Genomic DNA, 23,313 nt, shown 5'->3' with positions numbered 1-23,313 from the left:
TTTTTAAAACCCTAATAATTTAAATTTAAACTGGATGGCAAAATTATCTTTAAACTTAGGCGTGTTATAGTAGCCTACTCTGTAAAAGAATCCCAGATTAAACTGTGATGATAGGAAATTGTTCCATTCCAGTCCTACTTCATTATAGAGATGATCCAGCTTTTTAAAATCAAACTGATGGAATTCCGGATTTTTCATATCCCCAATTGTTCCTCTGTAAATCAAATCAAAACTGGATACATTCTTTCCAAAACTTTTGAAATACCACGGCAGTCTGTGTGTCAGATAAGCACCTACAAACTTGTCGTTATAGTATTTTCCGCCCTCCATTGTTGCAAAACCAAGATATGAGGTAAGATTGAAATTCAGTCCCCCTCTTCCGTTGCCCAAACCGTTCATCGTAAAATTTTTCCAGACAGGTGCGTCTCCGGTGACAATACCTCCATACAGCCTTACTCCTGTTACACCTAATTTTGTTTTAAAATTATGGACGAATAATGCGTCAAATCTGCTGAAATTAAAATCTCCACCAAACGCTTTATATCCCTGTTCATAATTCAGATAAAGTTCAGGAAGATTCTGTTCGTAAGTATATTTTCCGCCGGGTGTCATAATATTCTTTGAGTTGGGTGAATATTTTAAAGTGATTAATGATGATGAAATATCAAAGCTGTTTCCCAAACCTTTAAAATTATAATCAAATTTTGATTCTTCCTGAGTTCTTTTCGCAGCAACATTGATGGTTAATGCATTGGTAATATCATTTTCATAGCTGACTTTGAAACCTTCATAGCCGTAAAATATACCATTGTTTAATGCAATTCCGGAATTCATTATTTTCATTCTGAAATTCCATAAGTTTTCAGAAAAACGGCCTGCCGCCATGACATCGTTAAAATATTCGACTCTGAAGAAGGAGTTTTTTTCCAAAGTAGTACGGATATCTACTCCAGCCCCATATTTAAGCTTTTTATCGTAAATACCATAGGCAAAATAAGCGTCCGGAGAAATATACTTATTAAAATTTTCATTCAGTTTGGCTCCGGCTCCAAGTCTTATATGCTCATATTTGTTGTATCCGATCAATCTGGCCAGATCAAAATCTACCATGCCCAGTTTTATTTTTCCTTTAAGAAGCCCAGCGAGTGCTTTTGCTTTCTGATTGAGCTTATACTTACTGCTTAAACTATCAATTTTGGTATACGTTGCCTCTTCACGATTGGTGAGATTCTCGGTACGGTACTGATCTATCAGCTTTCCATCTGAATTTTTCACACCAATAGTATATCCTTTAAAATCTTCCGGTTTTTCTTCAATTGGTGTTTTAAAATCAAAATAATCTGCGGTAACAAAGGCGTAGCTTCCGAATCTTTTCCGGTTCTCTTTATCTGCTTCTTTTTCTTCTTTGGTTTTGTTTTTATCCTGCTTATCATCATTGTCAAACTCGGTGGAACCCATCTTCAGTTTATAGTTTTCTTTCACAAGAAACCATTTGTCCTGAACGGGTTTCCAGATACTTGTAATACTCCCTTCACTTTTAATTTTACTGTTACTTTCAATTTTTTTCAAAGCGTAGGTGTCTTTATCCACATAGAGATATCCGTTGAATTTTCTCTGTTTTGCAGACTGTTTATCACTGACCTGACGAAAGCGGATGATATAATTCTGCCTCCCATCAATATCAATAGAATCGGTCAGAAAGAAGCGGTACAAATTTCTGTTTTCTTCACGGATCTCTTTTGGGATCTGATTTCTGTTCGAACGGAAAGCCATTAATTCATAAATAGGCTCTTTTATTCCCGCAATTTTGTTATCTAAGATATTTATTTTTTCTCCGTATTTCCTGGAATACAGATTTTGAGAGGCTCTTTCCCACAGGAAAATTTTACTTTCTCCAATAAGCTTCATCAGATTTACAGATTCTATGGAATCTTTTTTCTCTGTAGCTTTCATAGGACGTTGCGGCAATTTTTTAAGGGAATCTATGCGGTTGGCGATGTATGCGTTATAAGCATTGATACTGTCTTCATCAAAATCCAGGGAAATTTTCTCGTAGGATTTAAATGAGTAAGATTCTAAGCTTTTGGGGGAATTTTGCTTATAATTTTCGTTCACTTTTCTCAGAATTTCCAATGCTCTAGGGTCGCTTTTATCTTCTAAAACGATGGCTTGAATATTTTTAACGTTGGGATCAGATTTGGTTAAGAAAACCTCCATCACCTTATCAACCACAACATCATCATCATTGAATCCGTTGGCAGAAACCTGCACTTTTCTGCATTTTGTTTTGATATTCAATATTCCTGATGCATCTGTTTTACCAATTGTCTTATTGTTGCAGGAAACCGTTGCATTGGAAACGGGCAGCTGGTCGCCGGAATTTTTAACAATAATCTTTGATTGCGAGAAAAGACTAAAATAGCCGAATAATAAAAAAAAGAACAATATTTTTTTCATACAGTGGTTTTGGTTCATAGATGTTAGTTTAGTTATTTCTTTTTTATACCCTGATACGTCTCATAAAATGACTGCCTGATACATGGGCCGGATAAACTGTGGCAAAAAAAGTGCCGTCATTACCTTATCAGATACCACATTTTTACCATATCTGATAAAATCTTACGATATTCACACTAACTCAATAATATGTCTGATTAAACATATGAAATTATCATAACCTATCACTAATGGAATAAAATTTGAAAACGTAAAAGGATATGCTTTGTAAAAATCACTGCTAATCTACCAAAAACACTATTACAATGAAAAAAGAATTAGAGCGTCAGAAAAAACCAAAAAGAAAGAAAATTGTATTAGTAATACTGGGAATCCTATGTCTTTTAGGGTTTATTTTCCCGTTTCTGCTGAATATTTATCTCAAACATAAGTTACCGGACCTGATCAACGAGAAAACACCTTACCGGATTAGTCTTGAAGATTTTGATCTTAGTCTTTTAAAAGGTAATATTTCGGCTAATTCCATTACAATCGGTACAAAACCGACCCAGGACCCGGCAGTCACTCAAATTTCAGGGGATGTCAAAAGCCTGCAAATAGAGAACTTCAGGATCTGGAATGCTGTTTTTAACAAAACTTATAAGGTGGATGATATTAAGCTCATTGATCCCAATATTCAAGTGGTTGCCGGCCGATCAAAAAAGAAAAAAGATTCCACACAAAAGAAAATAAATTTCGGTATTGAGAATATTTTTGTTCAAAACGGGAATATTTCGGTAAAAGGAAATGATAAAAAAGATCTTTTCACAGGAAAGAATATCAATATCAACCTTACAGACATCCGCCAGAGTCAGGATGCTTCCAAAATTCCGGTTGCCTTCAAGGATTTTAAAATTGATGCGCATGATGTTCTGATTACCGTCAATGAATTTTACAGGATTTCTGCTTCTAAAATTGATGCAAAAAACAAGCAGCTTCGCGTTTCAGAATTCCATCTGAAGCCTATTGAAAGTCCTGCGTTGTATAATGCAAAAAATGTTTTTGATCTGAAAATCAATCAGCTTACTGCGGATAATTTTACGATTGACAAGGATTCTCTTATCGTACAGAATGCCATATTCAGCCAACCGAAGCTGATCGTGACTTCCACCCATAAAAAGACGGTGAAAGAAAATCCTAAAGAGGTGAATCTGAAAATCGGCATCAAAAATCTTGATTTTCAACAGGGTTCTGTTCTCATTCAGCAACAGGATAAAACGAAAACGGCTTCTGTAGATAATTTCCGTGTGAATCTTCAGGATATTGTTTTTGATAAAAATACGGTGAAAGAAAAAATACCTTTTGCCTTTTCTACGCATCATATTGAGTTTGAAAATATTTACTTTAAGACAGATCCTTTGCAGGCGGTAAGCATTAAAAAAATAAGTTCCGACAATTCTGATATTTTCATCAGCGATGCCCGCTTCAATGGCATTGGAAAGAGTAATACAAAAGATGTTTTTAACATCAAAACAGAGAAGATAGAAATCCTGAATAATACGTCAAAATTTGTAGGACAGCAGCTGCAACTCAAGCTTGATGAAATTAATGTATATGCTCCGGACATCAGTATTACAGCGGCCACCCATAAAAATAAATCTGCCAAAAAAACTCAAAATCAGCCGCCTGACCTGATGGTCAACCTCGGAGCTCTGAACATTATCAACGGAACATTCAGCCAGGAAAAACAAGGCATCAAAAAAATGAAAGTCGGGAATTTTAATATTAAGCTAAATTCTGTAACAGCTGACAAGAATACGCTGAAGGAATCCATCCCGTTTCAGGCAAAAAGCCACATGATTACCGCTAAGGCCATTGACGTGGATGCAGGAAAATATTACAGATTAAAAGCGAATCAAATACAAAATACGGGAAAAACAACCCAGATCAGCAATTTTGCATTTCTTCCCAAGTATTCCAGAAATCAGTTTAACAAAATGATTGCGGTAGAGGAAGATCTGTATACGATAAAGGTGAAATCCATGAATATTGTGGATAAAAACTCGGTGATAGGAGGTAAAACAAGCATTGATCTCGATCATATTATTTTTGACGGTGTAGACTGTAATATTTACCATGATCTTGCACCGTCGGATGATATCGGAGTGCGCTATATGTTCAGCAAAAAACTTCGTGATGTCAAGTTTCCGCTTTACGTAAAACAGGTTGATATTAAAAATTCAAAATTAACCTATGAAGAAATTGCAGAAAAAGCACAGATTCCCGGTAAAATTACCTTTGATCATTTCAATGCGAAAATTGCCAACGTAAACAGTGCGAAAATGAAAGGAAAGCCCACCTTAATACAAGTGGATTCTGATTTTAAGTTTTTCGGGGATGCGCCTACAGATGTTCACTGGCAGTTTGATGTGGCCAATATCCATGATGATTATGCCATTAACGGGACTATTAAAGATCTTTCCGTAGAAAATGCCAATCTTTTTGTACGCCCTTACCTGAATGTGAGCCTTGACGGCAAAATTAATTATCTGAAATTCGATTATAAAGGGAACAGCAAAAAAATCGGGGGAAATTTTTATTTTAAATACACTGATATGCACGTGAATTTCATGAATAAAAATACAGGTAAAGAGAGAAAAATCCTGACAGCCATCGCGAATATTTTTGTAAAGAATGATTCGAAAGGTGAACCGGATCATATGGAGGTGGATAAAGAGCGTGACCCCAACAAAAGCTTTTTCAACACATTATGGCAGGGCATTATGGAAGGTTTGAAAAAATATTTAATTTAAAACTTAATTCAAAAGAATAGTAGGTTTTTATATATTTCCATCCGAAAAAAGAATCCCTGTGAACCAACAAACCACCCTTAGTCTTAGTAAGGGTGGTTTTTTATGGATTTTATCGCTGATAAATTTATTTCAGCACCATTTTAAACAGTAAAAATCAGATATTATTTAAAGTTTCACTAAGGCTATCTTCTTTTCCAAGTCCCAGTTTTGTTTTTATCTTTGTTTTGTATACGCGGATACTTCCTACTGTGAGCTTTTCAAGGAGCGAAACTTCTTTAGCCGTAAGATCCAGTTTGAAATAGACACACAACTGAAGTTCCTGGTCCGTAAGCCCGGGATATCTCTGAGAAAGATTTTCTATGAATTTTCTGTTTTCATTTGAACTCTCATTAATCAGATCGTTATTCTTTTTGTCGATCATGATCAGATTATTCATTTTCAGCTGCAGATCTCTCAACACTTCTTCCGTATCTACATTCTTTAATTTTTTTATCTTTTTGATATTATTCAGGAACTCTCTTTCTGTTTCTGTTTTTAAATTGAGATTAAGATACAGATTGTTGATTTTCTCGTTCTGCAACAGGATATTTTTTTCCAGGATCTCCCGCTCGTTTTCAGAAATTATTTTTTCTTTGGCAAAGAGTTCTTTTTCTTTATCGTGCATGATGTCTTTTCTTTTCTTCATTCTGATGAGAAGGGAAGTGATGATAGAAAATAGAACAACCAGAAGAATCATGCCGATGAGGAAGTACATATTTTTTCTTCTTTCATAGTCAGATTCCTGATTGGCAGATTTAATCAAATATTGATCAGCAAATTCCAGATTGGCTTCTATCTCAGCTCTGTTCCTGGTTTCATGCCTTTTACAGAGTTCTAAAAGACGCAGGGAAACTTTTTTCAGACCCGGAGTATTATCTGTTTTTAAATAGTAATCCTGGAGAATACCGTTAAGCCCAATTTCATTTTCAATGGAATGCACTTTCGGCTCTATCTTTTCCAATGACTGAATAATTTCCTTCTTTGCTTCAGGATTGATGATTTGGCTTTCATATATTGACAGTAAACATTTGGAAGAGCTGATCGTCATTCCATAGCTTTTATTGGGAATCGAGAATGTAAATTCGGACAGCAGCAGTTCTTCGGCTTTTCTATAATTTCCTTCCTTCATATAATACTGCGCAAGCCCCTCTTTCATGTAATTCAGAAAAGTTTTCTCATTATTATTGAGATTGGGTTTGTTTCCAAGAAGCTGAATGGCTTTTTCCGTTTCGGTAATGGCAGACTGCAGCTGGTTCAGCTTATCATAACAGGCTCCAAAATTATTATACATGGAAGCGATATACAGTGTTTCATTTCTTTCCTTGAAGATTTCAAGAGCTTTCTGAAAAAGGATCATGGCATCGTGATACTTTCCTTCATTGTACAATACTCTTCCTTTAAAATGATAAAGATGTTCCAATGAATATTTTTCTTCCATATTTTCGCTGGCCTCTATAGCAGCATTAACGTACTTCAAAGCCCAATCCGGAGCCGTTTTTTCAAAATAGGCAGCCAGATTGTTATTGCAGATCATACTAATATAGTCGAATCTGCCGTTATTAAGTTTCATAAGTTCAAAAAACAGAGGGATCTGCTTTTGTTTGTCTTTACTATAAAGCACCAGCCCCACCTGCTTACTGCTGATGAAGTATTTTATATCCCCACTTTTTTTATATTTTTCGTACTCTCTGTTGGCTAACCTTTTTATCTCTTCCGGATTATTTCTTATATCATGAGTCATCTCTTTGCCTATAGCAAAAAAGTAATCATTTTCTTTTTTAGGATTGATGCAAGAAAGTATAGAAAACAGAAAGAAAAGAAAAATAGATCTTATTCTTTTCATCAAAAATTACGTTGTGATAGCAATTTTACAAATAAATAATTAATTACAATAGTGATTTAGTATAAATAGCATTTAGTGTTAAAATTAATAATACAAAAAGGTTAACACATTAGTAATCAAACAAATCTATGATGGAAAATTAATATTTTACTCTAAAAAATGCGTATATAGTTAATAATAATTAATGCTCTTTATTGAAATAAGTACCCTAAAAAAAATAACAGATTATAAATCAGCACAATAGTATTTTGCCCCTTATTTCATCCCCGAAATCAACAATATGATTAATGTAATTTATGGACAATAACAGAATTAATACATCAAAAAACGCAATCACTTAAAAATCAACACTATATTATTTATTAATTAATATTTTACCTTTAAATAAAACAATAGAATTAATACTAATTAATATAAAAATTTATTGTTTTACAGCTGTTCATAAATATTTTTGGGCAACAAATCTAAAAAAACAGAATTTTATTAATCTAAAATTTTCAAAGACTCATTTTAGACAAAGAATATTTTTAATGAAAATAGACCTAAAGGAAATTAATATTGGACAACTTCTTAAAATAGAAACGGAAGAAAGCGGTATAGAAATGGGCCGGATATGTAACTTTTTGAAATGCACAGAGCAAGAGGTTATCAATATGTATGCACAATATGAAATTTCTACAGAGCTCCTTTTAAAATGGAGTAAGCTGCTTAAGTATGACTTTTTCAGACTGTATTCGCAACATCTTATTTTTTATGCACCACAGAAAGATATTGTCAGAAACCATACAAAAACGAAAAGTCCGCTGCCCAGATTCAGGAAGAATTTGTACACATCGGAAATGATCAAGTTTATTCTTGAACTGATACGGACAGAAAAAAAGAGCAAAAAAGAAATTGTTGAGGAATACAATATTCCCAAAACTACTTTACACAAATGGCTTAATAAGTATTAAACAAATAGTATAGAAATAAAAAAACACTAAAAATCAAAATTTTTATTATATGAATGAAATCTATTATCTTCGGAATTCTAACCTTTTCAACGTCTCTCCGTAAATAGGATGGGATCGGTACCATAATTCCACAACTCACATCGCACTTTATTACAGTGCTTAGCTGAAACCATGAGCTGAAGCAAACGGCAATAGATCTGCTTGCGCTTTATACTCATGATCTACCTGCTATCTGTTTTCAGAATTTCTGTGAAAGTTTTGAAACCGGATATTTACCGGGGTTATTCCGCTATGCTTTTTTTCAAACAAAGCTTATGAAAACCTAATAGAAAAGACGTATCAATAATGAACAAACTAATAAAAAATGGGTGTAAAGCAAAGTAGGCCTGCCTATAAAAAAATATATGAAGACATGCTGAGGATAAAATTTCCAGACAAAAGAAAAGACTGTGAAGTGATCCTTGCCAAGACTAAACTGACAGATTTTGACATTCTTCACATCGAAAGCATCCTCTTCAAAAAAGAAAAAAACGATGTACGAATGAAAGACAAAAGACACAGGTCTTATGACATCGATACCATTTGTAAGATTCTGGCTTACCAAAAAGCCAACGAATTAAATAATACTCAGGTGGCAGCCCGTTATGGGTTAAGTAGAAATACAGTGGCCAGTTGGAAAAAAAAGTTTCTTTTAAATTAAATTTTATGTGAAAAAAAAATATCAATATGCCGTTTTCCCTGCCCTTCTTATCATCTGTTTATTTTCATTCATCTACCTGCCCAGACAGGTACGCCAGGCAACGGGGATTTCAATACTATCATTAGCCAAAATGACTTTGATGATGGTAACGGCAGTCATTTAGATTCTGATGAAAGATACAGTTTCAAAACAATGGACTGTTTTTAATAAAGATAAAGTCTGATGTTTTTAGAATCCATGGAAAAAACTATTTACAGACTGTTTAGTTGTTTAGTTAGGTTAGGCAGCCCTTTTACAGGGCTGTTTTTTTAATTGTATGTATTTCCTGAATCCCATGATTCAGATTCCTTACGATCCTGTCATCTAAAAATAAGAGCCAATTCATTCGAAAAATGTCATCTTTAAAGAATAATGCTTTAAAATAGAGTAAAATTAAACTCCTGAAATCATGGACTTTTACCAATTCTCTATTCAAAAACATATACTTTTTACAACAAACCTCTTGCCTGTAAAGAAAAAAAGCGTAAATTTGCACCACCAAAATAAAGCAGACCTATAGTGTAACGGTAGCACTCCGGTTTTTGGTACCGTCAGTCGGGGTTCGAATCCCTGTGGGTCTACTTGTTGGGACAAATCTAAAAAGGAAAGATTTGTCCCTTTTTTATTTCCCCGAATTTCCCTCTCTTTAGCATATATTAGCTGAACTGCTGAATTCACCCTTTGGGTTCGATGCTTTTCTCCGTCAAATACCAGCTTTTCAGGGAACATCGAACTAATAATTTGTCTTTGTTGTTCGATATCGCCTTCTACATAATATCTGAAAAGATTTATGATCTTTCCAAGCTCGCTTTTCAATAGCCTGCTGATCTCAACATTCTGATCTGATAAATGACTGAGGTCAAACTCCAATCTTTCGATTTTAGCATGGGTATCTTTTTTAATAAAGCTATAATCATCATCTTCCAAAGTACCGTCAACTTTTTGAATCAATGCTTTCTGCAATCGTGCGTTCAAATCTTCAACCTGTTTCAGCATCTGTTTTCTTTCAGTATTCTGTCTTTTGGTTTTTGAATGAAAATCTTCAATAACAGTTTCAATAAAAACCTCTGACATTCCCGGTCTTGGAAGTAGTTCTGCTAACTGTCTTTCAAAAGCTTCATTCACCTGCGGAGCACGAAATCTAACACCACATTGCGAAGAACAGTGATAATAATAGTAATACCTTCCCATTTTTCCTTTTGAGGCACTCCCGGTCAACATACGTTCGCACTTTGGACACTTTAAAAATCCCCGTAATGGCAGGTTGTCCATAGAAACAATTTTTGGTTTAGTAAAATCACGTTTTCTACCGTCTAATACATCCTGTACCTCCCGGAATTTAAGCTCACTGATAATAGGTTCATGAAGTCCCTTTACAAAGTACGCTTCTTCATCCTTAAAAGCGGGAATAAAGATCTTACCGCAATAAATGGGATTTCGGATCGCTGTCCAAAAATTATTCTTACTGAACCGCGACATTCCTTTAGCCTTTTCCCTGACCATTTTCCAGATCTGATTTGTGTTGAAACTGTTTTCTAGTATCTTATCAAACGCCCAGGTAAGGATTTCCGCCTCCTCTTTCTTAACTGCAATATATTTTTTATGATCTTCTGTGATTTTGTTGATATACCCCAATGGTGCTGTACCCATCCAGCGGCCTTCTTTTCTCGCCCTGCGCATGCCATAGAAAACATTTAATGCTCTGCGTTCATTTTCCACTTCCGGGATTGTCAGGTAATTGGACAGCATGATCTTGGATTCAGGAATGGACATATCAAGAGGCTGCTCTATTGCCTGCGGCTCAGACCTTAGCGAGCGTAATAGATCTATGGTCTGATACGCCTGTGAAGTATTTCGGCTAAAACGGTCCCATTTGGTAAATAGGAGCAGCGTGAAGCTTTTAATATCCCTCTGTTTCCGAAGGGCTATAACTAATTTCTTCCATTCCGGTCGGTTGAAAGTTTTTGCTGAATAATCCTCTATATATACATTTCTTACTAAAATTTCCTTCAACTCACAGTATCTTCTCAACCGATCTTCCTGATCCCTTAACGAATACCCTTTATCGGCCTGCTCATCAGTAGATACACGGATGTACAAGTCTGCAATCTTTCCCATAATAAAAGTTTTTGGTGAATATTGGACATTAGTCTGTCTTATCATAAAGATACTGATTTACTGCGATATCCGCAATTTTTCGCATAAATTGAAGTATGATTTCAGCTTCTTCAATAGAGACTTTTGTGCCATGCTTTCCAAGTATACTAACCACTTTTTCTGGAGTCAGTTTTTTTGAATATAGCCTTTCGTTTTCATCCGAACAATTTCCTGTTTCCATCGCAATATTATTTTAATACGGTCCTTAAGCTTGTGATTCGTGGACTAACGCAATAAAAATATGCGATGATTGTATATTGTATTTTTATATTGCACTCTGTGGCTTCTGTTGTCCTAAATTTTCCACATTGAACAGTATTGATTATAGTTAGGAGCTAGTCGATAAAGCATAAATTCATATAATTAAAATGGAAGAATTCAAGTTTTGAAATAAATTTTGCTGATCGCCTGAATAATTAGTCTTAAATACCATTCACAAAGAATTGAAATTGTATCTTTACAAGTTGAAAATAGTCAATTTTTGTTTATTTTACACAAGTAAAAATTAATATGAATTTACCTGAAAACATTGTAAAACCATTCTCGCAAGGTCTAAAAAAATTAGGCTTTGAAGGAGATAATTTGCTGTTTTTGGTTGACGAACACAATCTTCCTGATCCACTTCTGAAATTCCACTTGGAAACAGCAAAGGATTTGGGAGCCTCTGCCGTATATTTTAGATTACAACTAAACGGAATCTACAAGCCACAGGTATATCTTTTCGATTTCACAGAAAAGAGTCTTAACGAAGAAGATAACTCAATTGCAGATATCCAAACTAATATTTGGAGCAGTGGTGAAGTACCGTTAGCTTGTTTCTTTTTCAGTACCGAAATAAAAATAGTTGATTGTACAAAACACATAACCAAAAATTTCAAGCCGGAATACTTAATATCTAATTTGAATTTGGTGGGTAGAATCCACGATCTTTATAATGAACAGTTTTCCATAAAAATTAAGACTGGCCTTTTTTGGGAACAGGAAGAAGTAAAAAAGAAATTCAAGTTTCAAAATTCTGCTTATGATACTTTAATAAAAAATATCAGAAGCGTAAGCGAGAGATTAAAAACGGCTTATTCAGACTCAGCTTCTTTAATTAATAAAATTATTGTTCAGGCTATACTAATTAAATATTTAGAAGAGCGTATAGATACGAATGGTAATAAACTATTGTCAGAAAAATATTTTAAGAAATATAACAAAGCAAGTACTTTTAATGAAGTATTGCGTAAAGGAAAATTTGTTGATCTGTTGATTGATTTGAATAAAGATTTCAACGGAAACGTGTTTAGCTGGACCGAGACTGAACAAAAAAAATTGCAATCCTTAGATTTAAACATTCTTGCAGATTTTTTATCTACTGACAAAACAGACATCATCTCTCAACAGGGTGAATTCAAGTTCGATTTAAGATATTTTGAATTTAAATATATTCCTGTAGAGTTAATCAGTCGTTTATACGAAGAGTTTTTAGGAGAGGATAAACAAGAGAAAGGATTATACTATACTCCTTCCCACCTTGCTAAGTTATTGGTTGATGAGTGTATTTCCCTGAAGAAATATGAACAAATAAATCTTAAAGACTTTAAAATATTAGATCCTGCTTGTGGTTCGGGAATTTTTCTGGTAGTTGCATTTAAACGATTAGTTCAAATCTGGCGACTGCAAAATGAAATGAAGTTTCCTGATATTAAGGATTTAAAACCTCTGTTGAAAAATATCTATGGAGTTGACAAAGAAGAACAAGCGATAAAATTAGCTTCTTTTAGTTTAAGCTTAGCGCTTTGTAACGAGTTAAATCCTATAAAAATTATTAATGAATTACGTTTTGAGGACTTAACCGAAGAGAATCTTATATGGTCAGATTTTTTCCAATGTGATTCTATAAGAGGTAAAAAATTTGATTTGATAATTGGTAATCCTCCATTTGTACGAGGTGCCATTTCCAATTATTCCAATAAATGGCAATTGGAAAACAATAGTGTTACTATACCACAAGGTCAAATTGCCTTAAAGTTTTTATCAGAGGCTTTAGGATATTTAAATGAAAGCGGCTTATCATGTCTGATTATTAAATCATCAGGACTGCTTTACAATAGTACATCCAACGATTATAAAAGAGCCTTGTTCTCAAATTATAACATTGTACAAATTTTTGACTTTACTGCTCTAGCAAGAAATAAGTCACTTTGGGACAATGGTGCAGATGTAGCCTCCGCAGCGGTTTTTGTCAGAAATGAAAAGCCGGATTTCAGTAAAAATCTTTTACACCTGACTTTTAGACGTACAATTGCCACTAAAGAACGAATATTTTTTGAGATAGATGATTATGATTTTCATTTCGTAAACAGACAAAGTGCTATTAACAATGAGTTTATTTGGAAAAATAACCTACTTGGAGGAGGAAGGATTAAGAATCTGATTGAAAAGGTAAAAATTCTACCTACCCTCAATGATATTTTAAACGATAACAATAGCATAATTGAAGAGGGATTTGAAATTGGGAGTAAACAAAATTTATCTCCCGACTACATATATAACATACCATTTTTAACAACAAAAGGTATTGATGAAAATGGCATTTCCTATGATTTATTATCTCCTATAACAAAACAAATTAAATTTTCAAAAATCCCTAAAGAGCAGGCTTTCTTAGCTCCTAATCTAATAATTTGGGAAAATATCGGAGAGAAGCGATTTCCAATATTTCTCAATGAAATTTCTTTTTCCTTTAAAAGAAGAATGGTTTCTATCAAATCATTAGATAATGATAAATCATTTTTGAAACAAATCTATGATTCTTTTGAGAATTATTACAATTTCTATAAGTTTTGGCTTCTTGCAACAAGTGCTGAAACATTAATCAACCGAAATAATACGTTTCTCTTAAAGGATTTAAAGAATATTCCTTTTATTCCAGACCACTCTATTTTTTCTGATTTTGATTTAAACATAATTAATGACTGTATTAATTTTCAGCAAGATTTTTTTATCTATGGTGAGAACTCAATTACCACAAAGTCGATTAGTAAAAAAGATTATATAGATTTTATTATCCATTATGGTTCTGAATTTTCGAAAGTATTAAATATGGTTTATGGAGAAGATAACGGACAAAAATTCAGGTTGAGCGATGTCGCAGAACTAGATAACTCATTAATAGCCGCCGTATTTAAGTTTGATGCTGAAAATATTAGGCCCGCCTTTCATAAAGACTTATCAAATCTTAATATTGAAAATTTAACAGATAATGTAGTTTCTGAACAGTTGTCAATAAAAAGGATAATTAAATTGTACCCACAAAAGGATACGATTGTTTTTATCAAACCTAACCAATACAGATATTGGCTTTCTCTTACAGCATATCGTGATGCTGACAAATGTTTCTCCGACTTTTCAAATGCAGGTTTTTAATGATAGCAGAGGATAACATATTCAATTTTTCTCAACCTAATGTTGCACTTCCAAAAAATAGGTTAGTCAGTCTTGCAAAAGAATGTATGGTAGAGACTGTGGTAAATTTCAAATCTTATTTAAAATCCGGGTTTCATAAGAAAAAGAAACTAAGTGAAAACGATTTGACTCAACTATACACTAAGCAAGCCCAAATACTTATCAGAAAGAAAGAATATCCATTTAATATTGAGGGACAATATCAGGATGTTTATAATCTGAGTAAAGGCTTTTCAGATTTTTTCTTCTATCCAAATGAACAAGATGTAGAACTTTCATCATTATACTCTGTGGAAAGTAAGAGGCTTCCATCACCTGAGAAAAAACGAGAAAAAGAATATGTGATTGGTGATAATAATAACGGAGGGATAGAAAGATACAAATCTGAAAAACATGGGAGAGGATTATTTGAATGTGGTCTGCTCGGTTTTATAGAAGACAAAGATTTTAAGCATTGGCATACTACAATTAATGATTGGATTGGCGATCTATCTATGCTAGATAAGACAAATTGGAAATCCGACGAAGCACTTTCAGAAGTAGATAATAATACTGACTACTCTCTTTTTAAATCTATAGCTCATCGAGCATCAAATGATATTAATCTTGATCATCTATGGATTGTAGTAAATTAATTCTGATTTAATAAAGGGAGAGTTTTCCAAGTTGTTAGGTTTAAAGGAACTGTTCAGCTCATAATTTATATCCAATGGTATGGTCTGTCTTTACGGTTTAAATAGCAGAACATTTCCTCTTTTCTAAGTTCCGGAAAAAATTTTATAGCATCTTCTATTGCATAATTGGGAAGAAAGAAGATTTCATCCTTTACTGCTTTTAAAACCTTTTCACGTCCATAAAAGCGTACGATCTCATCAACCTCTTTTTGCCCTCCTCTTTCTATAATACGGGTGATAACTGCAACATACATTTTTTGCCAGTCCACTTTATTTATATCCGTATCCCAAAAAAATTTGGCGTGCAGATTTGGTTTTAACACATTGTTTACAATATTTTTCATACTATAAATGTACTGAATTTCATTAGATTAAGCAATAATTATCGGCGAAAACCCTTACCTTTTCCAGGTGGTTTCTTTCCATTTTCCTGTTTAAGTTTTATCTCAAATTTCAATTCAGGATTAACAGCTGCCTTTTTTAAACGCTCTGACATTCTTGGCCAATTGTTCTCTTTTCCTTTCATCATTGAAACATCAAAAGCCTTATCAAAATCAATATTGCCAAAAAAAGACAGTGCATAAGCAGCCAAAAAATCATGACCGTCATATTTTTTCTCATATGCCTGAAGATAGTCTTTAAGTGATTTCTCTTCCAGAAGAAAATACATGTCCACAAAATCTTTTAATCTTTTTCCACTCTGAAAAATGGCATGGAGCTTCATCGCTCCTATATCCTCATTAGAGATCATTCGAATACCTTCGCTCATTTCTATAGGATTTAATAAAGGATATTTGTGGGTAACAATATCAACCTTTATATCATTGATATGGGTAAGTACTGTATTGGTAAAAAGTCTGCTTTCCGGAATGACTGCACCATACTTTTGATTCAGGTAATAAAGCATCTCCTGTGAATCAAAATCTTTTGTGGTGAACAAATCTATATCTACTGATTTTCTATGTCCTATTTTTAGAGATAATGCTGTACCTCCAACTAAGATGTAATCTTTAAATTTTCCATCTTTCATTAATTCTTGGAGTAGTTCCCACATTTCTCTACTGACAGTTTCTTTGTATAGCATAAGGAATCATTTTTTGGAAATTTATTCCTGAAAATGATTTGCTTATCTAAATTGGAAGTTACTGTCCTCTTATTTCCTTCATTGTCTTAATTATGATAAATATCCCACTTTCTTTAAAAAAGTGGTTTATTTCTGTCCTGATATATCTTATAGATCGTTTCCTCAAATTCTGTAAAATGATGTTCAATGATATTGTCCAGATAAGCATACATTGTCAGCCTGTCAATTTCAAGTCCTGCAATCAGCTTTAAGAATTTCTGATGGAATTCTGGACGGATATATACAGTCCTCCCTTTGCTTGCATTTTGTTTTGGAATTTTAAAGAAGGTTTCAAAATATTCCTTCTCCGTTAGTCCCTGGGATTTAGACCTTCTGGTTCTACTCATAGATGATTGGATTTTCCCAGTTCCAGCCTTTAAAGGCGTATCAGGCTCCATAGCTAGCTTTAAATAATCGTCATCGCTTACAGGACGATCATTATCCGATATTTGTCCCGTTTGGACAGAGTTCTCAGTTAAGTTTTCCTTTTTCGTAGGATCTCCTGTTTCATTGTTATGATTAAATAGGTTTTTATTTTCCATAGGATAGCAGATTAAGTATTTGTCATTTTTTCTCTTTATGTTGTTAACCTTATAACCTTATGTATTATTATAAAGCCAGTTTGCTATGACGTTATCATTTTTACAAAACATTTAATTAACATTATTTGAGTATACCAAATTGTAAAGTCATCATGTCAGCGTGTAATGATTGTATCTTCATATAATTTTATGATTTTTATTTGTCAGCAATATATAAAGCTATAAAGCCAGCGATATGACAAATTAAATACATGAATTCCAGTATTACTGTAAGGCTGTATTGATGGGCAGTATTTTTCCTTTTCTGTCCTAATAAAGTAGGCATTAGATTGATTTGTTAAGAAACGAAAGGACAAATACGGCCACTTAATTCCAGTTTACATCCTCACCTTATTCGCTTTGCTATCTTCTGAAAAATAGATGATGCAAAATGAACTGTAAGCAATTAAATTCCATAGGGCTGGAAGAAGTCCTCGCTTTTCTCGGACACCTTCCAACCCGACAAAATGACAAAGAAGCATGGTATATCAGTCCTTTTGGGCCTGAATCCCATGCCTCTTTTAAAGTTGACAGGCCGAAGAACCTCTGGTACCTCTTTTCAGAAGGAGCGGGCGGCACAACGACCGATTTTATCCAGAAATATTTCCACACATCGGTAAAAGGAGCCCTGGAATGGGCATCCGGTCAAAATTTTTCTTCTTTTCACCAGCAAACAATGACACTAAAATCCAATCCTAATTACCGTATAGACAGGATTATGGATATTGCACATCCTAATCTTTTATCCTATCTACACCAGCGGGGTTTAAGTGAAAAGGTATATCCCTTTATTAAAGAATTATGGTTTACCACCAACAATAAACAGTTTTATGCGGTCGGATTTAAGAATAATTCTGATGGATGGGAACTTAGAAACGCATTCTACAAGGGGGCTTTACTTAAAAAGGATATTTCCGTTTTACCTTTCTTTTCGAATGCTTGGCCAATCAGTGGTAACGAAACTGGAAATAACATCCCTAACCGAAAAGTGGCCGTTTTTGAAGGCTTTACCGATGCCCTGTCCTTTATCGAAATGCAGAAATCTTTCGAGGGGGATCTGCTGGTATTAAATTCTACGGCAATGCTTAAAAAGGCTTTGACGCTGCTTGATTCCTATTCAGAGATCAGCCTGTTTTTGGACAATGATAAAGCGGGAACGCAGTGTATTGATACGATCATTGAGCACTTCCCCCATGCCAGGGACTTTTCCCTCCTCTATTCAGATCATAAAGATCTGAATCAGTACCTCGTAGCTAAAAGACAGCAGCATGATCATGAGACAATCAATACGCAAATAACAACGGCAGCGAAAAACGGGCATGCAGAAAAACAGGAATCGTGCAAAGAAGAAACAAACAGGATAAAAAAAGGTGTGCGCAGGAGAATGTAGGACTGCGCTTTTTAGCAAGCTTTCCGCAAAAGTTAGGAGCTCATTCGCAACTTTGAAGGTCGCTTTGCTCCCGACAAAGTTTCTACTTCGCCTAGCAGGGGCTTCAAATCTGATCCTGACGGATTAGATTTTTGAGGCTTTTCATAAAGCTTCGCTTCATGAAAATGGTCAGGCAAGCATAAGATGCTTGCTAGTGAAAAGAAAAGATATTCAGATATGAAAACTTCCATCAATTTTAAAGCTGTAAAATTTGATTCCGAAACTCATAATTTTCGGAAAAAGACATTTGATTATGTTCGAAAAGACCTGACTGCAAAAAATGAATATTGGCAAAAAGAAAAGATCTCAGATAGAATACAAAAAATTGAAGCCTATTGCAAAGAAAAGTCTGGCAGAAAATTACAGCGTAATGCGATGCCTGTCCGTGAAGCGGTAGTCGTGATTAAAGAGGATACCACCATGAAAGACCTTCATGATCTTTCCCGAAGATTGGAGCAGGAACTGGGAATAAAGGTATTCCAGATTGCCATCCATAAAGATGAAGGCCACTGGGATAAAGAATCCAAAGAATGGAAACCCAATTTACATGCACATCTTGTTGCCGACTGGCAGGATCTAAAGACAGGAAAGACACTAAAACATCAGTCTTTTCATTACTCCAAAATGCAGGATCTTGCTGCCGAGTGCCTGGGTATGGAACGTGGTACTTCTGGTTCAATAGGCAGGCTGGAAGCGGTAGAATTTAAGATACAGAAAAAAGAAGAGGAATTAAAAGGCCTTGAAATCAAAATACAGGAGATGACAGCGCAGCTGGGTTCCGGTAAATTCAATGATTTGGTCATCAAAGAAACCAATTTCTTAGGCATCCAGCAGATTAATATTGACAAAACAACCAGGAATTACGGGGATGCTTTCAGATTATATAATGTTGAACTTTTAAAAGCCAATAAGCAGCTGGAAGCAGAGAACAAAAGGACGTCTGAACTTAAAAAGGAAACAGAAAATCTGAAAAAGGAAATTGCTGATCAGAAAAGCAGAAATACCATACTTTTGACCGATCCCCATTTTTTTGCTATAGAAAAGAAAAAATATCGGGAATCTGTCCTAGATGCGCTGCAAAAATCTATCCGATATGAACGTTTGAAGAATCCAGCATTTAACAGAACGGATGATAAAAATTTACTCGCTGAAATGAATAAAATCTGTAACGAACTTTCCATTAAAAGCCATATCCCCTTTTCCGCTTTTGAGCAGATCTTTAAAACCGCTGAACTTGCAGCGGGACTTTTTTCACTTTTAAGAATTGGTGATGCCGCGGATTTAGAACCAGAATACATACCTGCCCTGAAGAAAAAGAAAAAGAGAAGACCTCGACTATAGAGGTAAATTCTGAAATGGTTTTCTGCAAAATAACTACGTTTATATTAATTTATTATTATCAAATGCGCCCGCATAAACATTGAGGAAACTCAAATTTTCTCCAAAAAACATATTTATGTAAATTTTTTTATTTAAAATATTTTTTTCAGAAAATGTACATAACCTTGTAAATATTTTTTTGAATTTTATAGTCATAACTTGCTGATTTTGTGTGCTTGTCAATTATTTTTTTGAATCGTTTTCTAAATGCTGTTTTAAGAACTCGAAATAAGATCGAACGGTTAGATACTTTGAATAGTAATAGTCCCTTTAAGAAATGGCGGATATTCTTAGTATTAATTCTTAAAAATGATGTTGTCTTAAATTAACCTTATATATTAATTGAGCTATGTTAAATAAAGCATATCTAATTGTCTCCTTGTTCTTTACTGTTACAGCTTTTGAGTCTGTAAAAGCGCAAAATCCGCTATCTTCTGTCCCACAGCCCAGTATGCAAAGCCCTGACGTGTCCACACTGGGAAAATTTGGAAATATTCCCATATCTCCGTTTACGGGAGCCGCATTGATATCAGTTCCAATTTTGGATGTGCAGGCCGGGAATAATAAAATCCCTATCAGTCTAACGTATGATGCTTCTGGGTGCAGGCCGGATCAGCGCCCGTCTGTTGTTGGACTGAACTGGTCTCTTCAGGCGGGCGGCGCTATTCAAAGGCGCGCCAATGGGGAGTATGACGAAATATATGATGTATATTTCAAAACCGGAAAATGGAGCTACATTGAAGCTGGAAGGCAGTTAAACGCTCTTGATGACTGGAAAACATCCTGGAACAAAAATTCAGATCGCGCTCCAGATGAATTTGTGTTTAATTTTAACGGAATCACCGGAAGTTTTTATCTGGACCATGAGAATAAATGGTCGGTGAAGAGTAAAGATGATCCTAACATCAAGATAGAAGTTCAAACTACTAGCAACTACAAAATAGATGCAATTAGCAACTATAGCGTTTATGATGGATATACATTGGGAAGGACTTACACCGGTTTTGCCCTGACCATGAGCAACGGTATAAAATATATGTTTGGTTATGATTTGACAGCTATTGAATTCTCCTTGCCCAGTTCGCCAACTTATCTTCCTGATGAATGGTTTACAGACGCCCCCCCGATGGCCAATAATGAAGGCTGGATGACCAATGTTCAGAGCAGCGCATGGCAGCTCAGCAAAATACTCTATCCTGAAGGAACCAGCATTGATTTTAAGTATAAGCGTGGTTATGCTCCTTATATGCCTCTGTATACTGAAATCTCGGAGGGACCTGTTGGTGGTATGGCGGCCGGATCTTATTATACCACAAGGATCAACCAGCCGGGAAATTATATGGTCATGAGTTCCATTCTTACTCAAATAAAGACCTCCCAGGGAGTAACATGTGATTTTGCCAGCTCACTGACAAAAGACCTCCGATGGCCTTTTAAATCCAGTTACCAAGACTTCTTTCCAATTGGAAAAGTTAATGGAGAATGTTTTAAAATTGATGATATTACTCTCAGTTCCGGCACAACGAAGGTGAAAAAATTTTCATTTAAGTATATTGAAAAGTCAACAGAACGTCTGAAATTAGAAAAAATTGAATCGGTGACCCCTGACGGAGTTACTGTTATTCCCTATTATTCTTTTATTTATAATGATGTTAAACTACCGGCATATGCCTCGGGACGTATTGATCACTGGGGGTATTATAATGGCAAAAACTATTGGATGGATAGGACCGTAGCTCCTTCTGAGCGCTATCCCAATCAGAGTCTATACAGTCAGTACAGATCGCCGGATACAGCACTGATGAAGGCCGAGATGATCAGACAGGTCAAATATCCCACAGGCGGTTACACAAATTTTACGTTTGAACCGCATACTTATTCATCTGTTGTGCTACAGTCTCCAAAAATTAGTTTAAAAAAGAATGCGACCAATGCTTTTGCAGGTGGAATGAGACTGAGAAAAACTGAGGATTTTGACGGTATCAGCTCAAAACCCAATGTTACTGAATATTTCTATACCAAGGATTATCTTGGAAATGGAACGCTTTCCAGTGGTGTGCTCAATGGAGAACCAGTATACTATGAAGAAGGAAGCGGATTGCAAGGGCAGCCATATAAACGTTTCAGCAGTCTTTCATTAAGTTATCTGAATAATTCAAACGGTAGCCATGTTACGTACAGTGAAGTTACCGAAAAGACAATGGGTGGTTACAGGATAAGAAAATATAGTAATAGCGATAACGGCTATTTAGATAAGGATCCATTTGCGCAGTTCTTAAATCAATCACAGAGCTCACGTTATGAACAGAAGCTGATATCAAGTGTAGACTTGGAGCGTGGCCTCATTTTATCGGAACAGATTTTTGATGATAAAAAAAAGAAAATTCAAAAAACTGATTATAAGTATAACATTGACGCACTGCGCTATAACAAATATGTTAGAACAATGCGGAACGTGGGCCCTCCGACATTGGCCGCTATCAGCAATGTTTCCCTTCCAATCTATACTTTCGTTCCATATCTTACCAGTAACCTTGTCACAACTTATGGACTTTCCGGGGATTCTACAATTCTGAGAAAAGAATTGAGCTATAATTCGCTCAATCTTTTGCAAAAAATAAAAAGTTACGATCCAAGAGATTTTATCAACGAAACGGTGTATAAATATCCTTGGGATTATACCCTGCCATCGGCAACAAATAACATTACTACTAATATTGTCTCAATGAGAAATGCGAACATGCTCGCACTTCCGGTGGAAGTATTTTCTATAGTTGATAAATCAGGGAGTAGAAATATTGAGGGCAGCAGTTACTTCCAGTATATGAAGGGCAAGATCAATACCATTTATAAAACTGCCCTGTCCAAACCGCAGTCAGAAGCTACTTTTAAGGGTGCTTACACAGATTCTGATCAGGTTTTCAAGCTCAATCCTGAACTTAGGTTAGAGCAAGACATAAGCATAATGGATGTTTATGGAAATCCTCTAATGATCCAGATCAACAAAGAACCAAGTATCTGTTATATATGGGGCAACAATGGGCAATATTTGCTTGCTGAGGTAAAAAATGTGGTTTATAACGATATGGTGAAAGCGCTCGGCGGGGCCGCTATTGTTACCCAGCTAAATAATCCCACCACTACAGAGACAGTTGTAACAGATAAGATAAAGGCTTTAAGGATTGCTTTGCCAGATGCCGAAATCACGAGCTTTACATATAAACCCCTTATTGGGATTCTGAGTAAGACCGACCCGAAAGGGATGGTCGAAAGTTACGACTATGATAGTTTTGGCCGACTTGCAGCAATCAAAGATAACTCGGGCAATATAATAAAGACTTTCTGCTATAACTATCGTAATCAGCCCATAGACTGTAACGGACAAAGAAAAATTCCGATTAATGCAGCCGCCGTATCTCTGGCCTATATGCAGCGTATAAACGGGTCGGGCACGAGCCTATGTGAATCATTGAATAGATCGGAGTACTATATTCTGAATCCACTGGATCAGCCAGATCCGCCCATTATTGTTGGAACAATATTGTGTAACCTGGATGGTACCCGTGCTTCCTCAGGTTTTTATTCCAGAGGATTATCCATAGCATATGTTGGGACAAATGGTACAGTTGAGAGTATACATCAATGTTCAGACCAATGGGGGGAGATTGAGTTGTAGTTTCGGTGCGATATAAA

General features: G+C 35.1%; 15 protein-coding genes, 1 tRNA gene and 1 pseudogene. 10 read left to right on the top strand and 7 right to left on the bottom strand.

All coding sequences use genetic code 11. From position 1 onward, the window contains the following. Window positions 1-3: 3 nt before the first annotated feature. Entirely contained in the window at window positions 4-2,457 is a 2,454-nt protein-coding gene (locus ACM46_RS20995; RefSeq protein WP_053082734.1) for a hypothetical protein, read from the bottom strand. Window positions 2,458-2,762: 305 nt separating this feature from the next. Between ACM46_RS20995 and ACM46_RS20990 the strand changes: the two genes are divergently transcribed. Further along, the gene (locus ACM46_RS20990) at window positions 2,763-5,249 is read left to right on the top strand and encodes an AsmA family protein (RefSeq protein ID WP_048508618.1); all 2,487 of its coding nucleotides are present in this window, start codon (window positions 2,763-2,765) and stop codon (window positions 5,247-5,249) included. Between the two features lie 154 nt (window positions 5,250-5,403). On the opposite strand, the gene ACM46_RS20985 is transcribed toward ACM46_RS20990, so the two are convergent. Further along, entirely contained in the window at window positions 5,404-7,131 is a 1,728-nt protein-coding gene (locus ACM46_RS20985; RefSeq protein ID WP_048508617.1) for a tetratricopeptide repeat protein, read from the bottom strand. Window positions 7,132-7,661: 530 nt separating this feature from the next. Between ACM46_RS20985 and ACM46_RS20980 the strand changes: the two genes are divergently transcribed. The 4 genes from ACM46_RS20980 to ACM46_RS20965 all read left to right on the top strand — a co-directional run bounded on the left by ACM46_RS20980 (window position 7,662) and on the right by ACM46_RS20965 (window position 9,404). After that, window positions 7,662-8,084, top strand: a complete 423-nt coding sequence (locus tag ACM46_RS20980; protein ID WP_048508616.1) for a transposase — start codon at window positions 7,662-7,664, stop codon at window positions 8,082-8,084. 412 nt (window positions 8,085-8,496) lie between these two features. Further along, the gene (locus tag ACM46_RS20975) at window positions 8,497-8,784 is read left to right on the top strand and encodes a helix-turn-helix domain-containing protein (RefSeq protein ID WP_131707643.1); all 288 of its coding nucleotides are present in this window, start codon (window positions 8,497-8,499) and stop codon (window positions 8,782-8,784) included. A 7-nt stretch (window positions 8,785-8,791) separates the two neighbouring features. After that, entirely contained in the window at window positions 8,792-8,947 is a 156-nt protein-coding gene (locus tag ACM46_RS23440) for a hypothetical protein (protein ID WP_157859471.1), read from the top strand. Window positions 8,948-9,333: 386 nt separating this feature from the next. Further along, a tRNA-Gln gene (locus ACM46_RS20965) sits at window positions 9,334-9,404 on the top strand. Window positions 9,405-9,933: 529 nt separating this feature from the next. Here the strand turns inward: ACM46_RS20965 and ACM46_RS23730 are convergent. Together ACM46_RS23730 and ACM46_RS20960 are read right to left on the bottom strand one after the other, a co-directional pair. Further along, a pseudogene (locus tag ACM46_RS23730) lies at window positions 9,934-10,941 on the bottom strand (recombinase family protein); the annotation flags it as partial. A gap of 28 nt (window positions 10,942-10,969) precedes the next feature. Then, window positions 10,970-11,161 carry a hypothetical protein gene (locus ACM46_RS20960; RefSeq protein ID WP_048508613.1) on the bottom strand — a complete coding sequence of 64 codons (192 nt, stop codon included), beginning with the start codon at window positions 11,159-11,161 and terminating at the stop codon, window positions 10,970-10,972. Window positions 11,162-11,490: 329 nt separating this feature from the next. On the opposite strand from ACM46_RS20960, the gene ACM46_RS20955 reads away from it, so the two are divergent. Then, on the top strand, window positions 11,491-14,394 hold the full coding sequence (locus ACM46_RS20955) for an HsdM family class I SAM-dependent methyltransferase (RefSeq protein ID WP_048508612.1): 2,904 nt from the start codon (window positions 11,491-11,493) through the stop codon (window positions 14,392-14,394). Continuing rightward, window positions 14,394-15,068: a hypothetical protein gene (locus ACM46_RS20950; protein ID WP_048508611.1), complete on the top strand. Its 675-nt coding sequence runs from the start codon at window positions 14,394-14,396 to the stop codon at window positions 15,066-15,068. The genes ACM46_RS20955 and ACM46_RS20950 overlap by 1 nt, the downstream gene beginning before the upstream one ends. A 65-nt stretch (window positions 15,069-15,133) precedes the next feature. Here ACM46_RS20950 and ACM46_RS20945 read toward each other — a convergent pair whose 3' ends face one another. From ACM46_RS20945 to ACM46_RS22875, 3 genes are all read right to left on the bottom strand, one after another. Then, a complete protein-coding gene (locus tag ACM46_RS20945) occupies window positions 15,134-15,451 on the bottom strand; it encodes a DUF6922 domain-containing protein (protein WP_048508610.1) in 318 nt (105 codons plus the stop codon). A gap of 38 nt (window positions 15,452-15,489) precedes the next feature. Continuing rightward, window positions 15,490-16,191, bottom strand: a complete 702-nt coding sequence (locus tag ACM46_RS20940; RefSeq protein ID WP_048508609.1) for a nucleotidyl transferase AbiEii/AbiGii toxin family protein — start codon at window positions 16,189-16,191, stop codon at window positions 15,490-15,492. A gap of 113 nt (window positions 16,192-16,304) precedes the next feature. Next, window positions 16,305-16,772 carry a DUF3408 domain-containing protein gene (locus ACM46_RS22875; protein ID WP_053082733.1) on the bottom strand — a complete coding sequence of 156 codons (468 nt, stop codon included), beginning with the start codon at window positions 16,770-16,772 and terminating at the stop codon, window positions 16,305-16,307. A 430-nt stretch (window positions 16,773-17,202) separates the two neighbouring features. Between ACM46_RS22875 and ACM46_RS20930 the strand changes: the two genes are divergently transcribed. The 3 genes from ACM46_RS20930 to ACM46_RS20920 all read left to right on the top strand — a co-directional run bounded on the left by ACM46_RS20930 (window position 17,203) and on the right by ACM46_RS20920 (window position 23,296). Further along, complete coding sequence (locus ACM46_RS20930; protein WP_048508608.1) at window positions 17,203-18,201, top strand: toprim domain-containing protein; 999 nt, start codon at window positions 17,203-17,205, stop codon at window positions 18,199-18,201. 216 nt (window positions 18,202-18,417) lie between these two features. After that, the gene (locus tag ACM46_RS20925) at window positions 18,418-19,581 is read left to right on the top strand and encodes a plasmid recombination protein (protein WP_131707642.1); all 1,164 of its coding nucleotides are present in this window, start codon (window positions 18,418-18,420) and stop codon (window positions 19,579-19,581) included. A 490-nt stretch (window positions 19,582-20,071) separates the two neighbouring features. Beyond that, window positions 20,072-23,296, top strand: coding sequence for an RHS repeat domain-containing protein (locus tag ACM46_RS20920; RefSeq protein WP_048508606.1), 3,225 nt, complete (start codon window positions 20,072-20,074; stop codon window positions 23,294-23,296). The last annotated feature ends 17 nt before the right edge of the window (window positions 23,297-23,313 follow it).

It is taken from the genome of Chryseobacterium angstadtii, from assembly GCF_001045465.1.
GTDB lineage: Bacteria > Bacteroidota > Bacteroidia > Flavobacteriales > Weeksellaceae > Chryseobacterium > Chryseobacterium angstadtii.
This window is presented reverse-complemented; position numbering and strand designations above follow the sequence as displayed.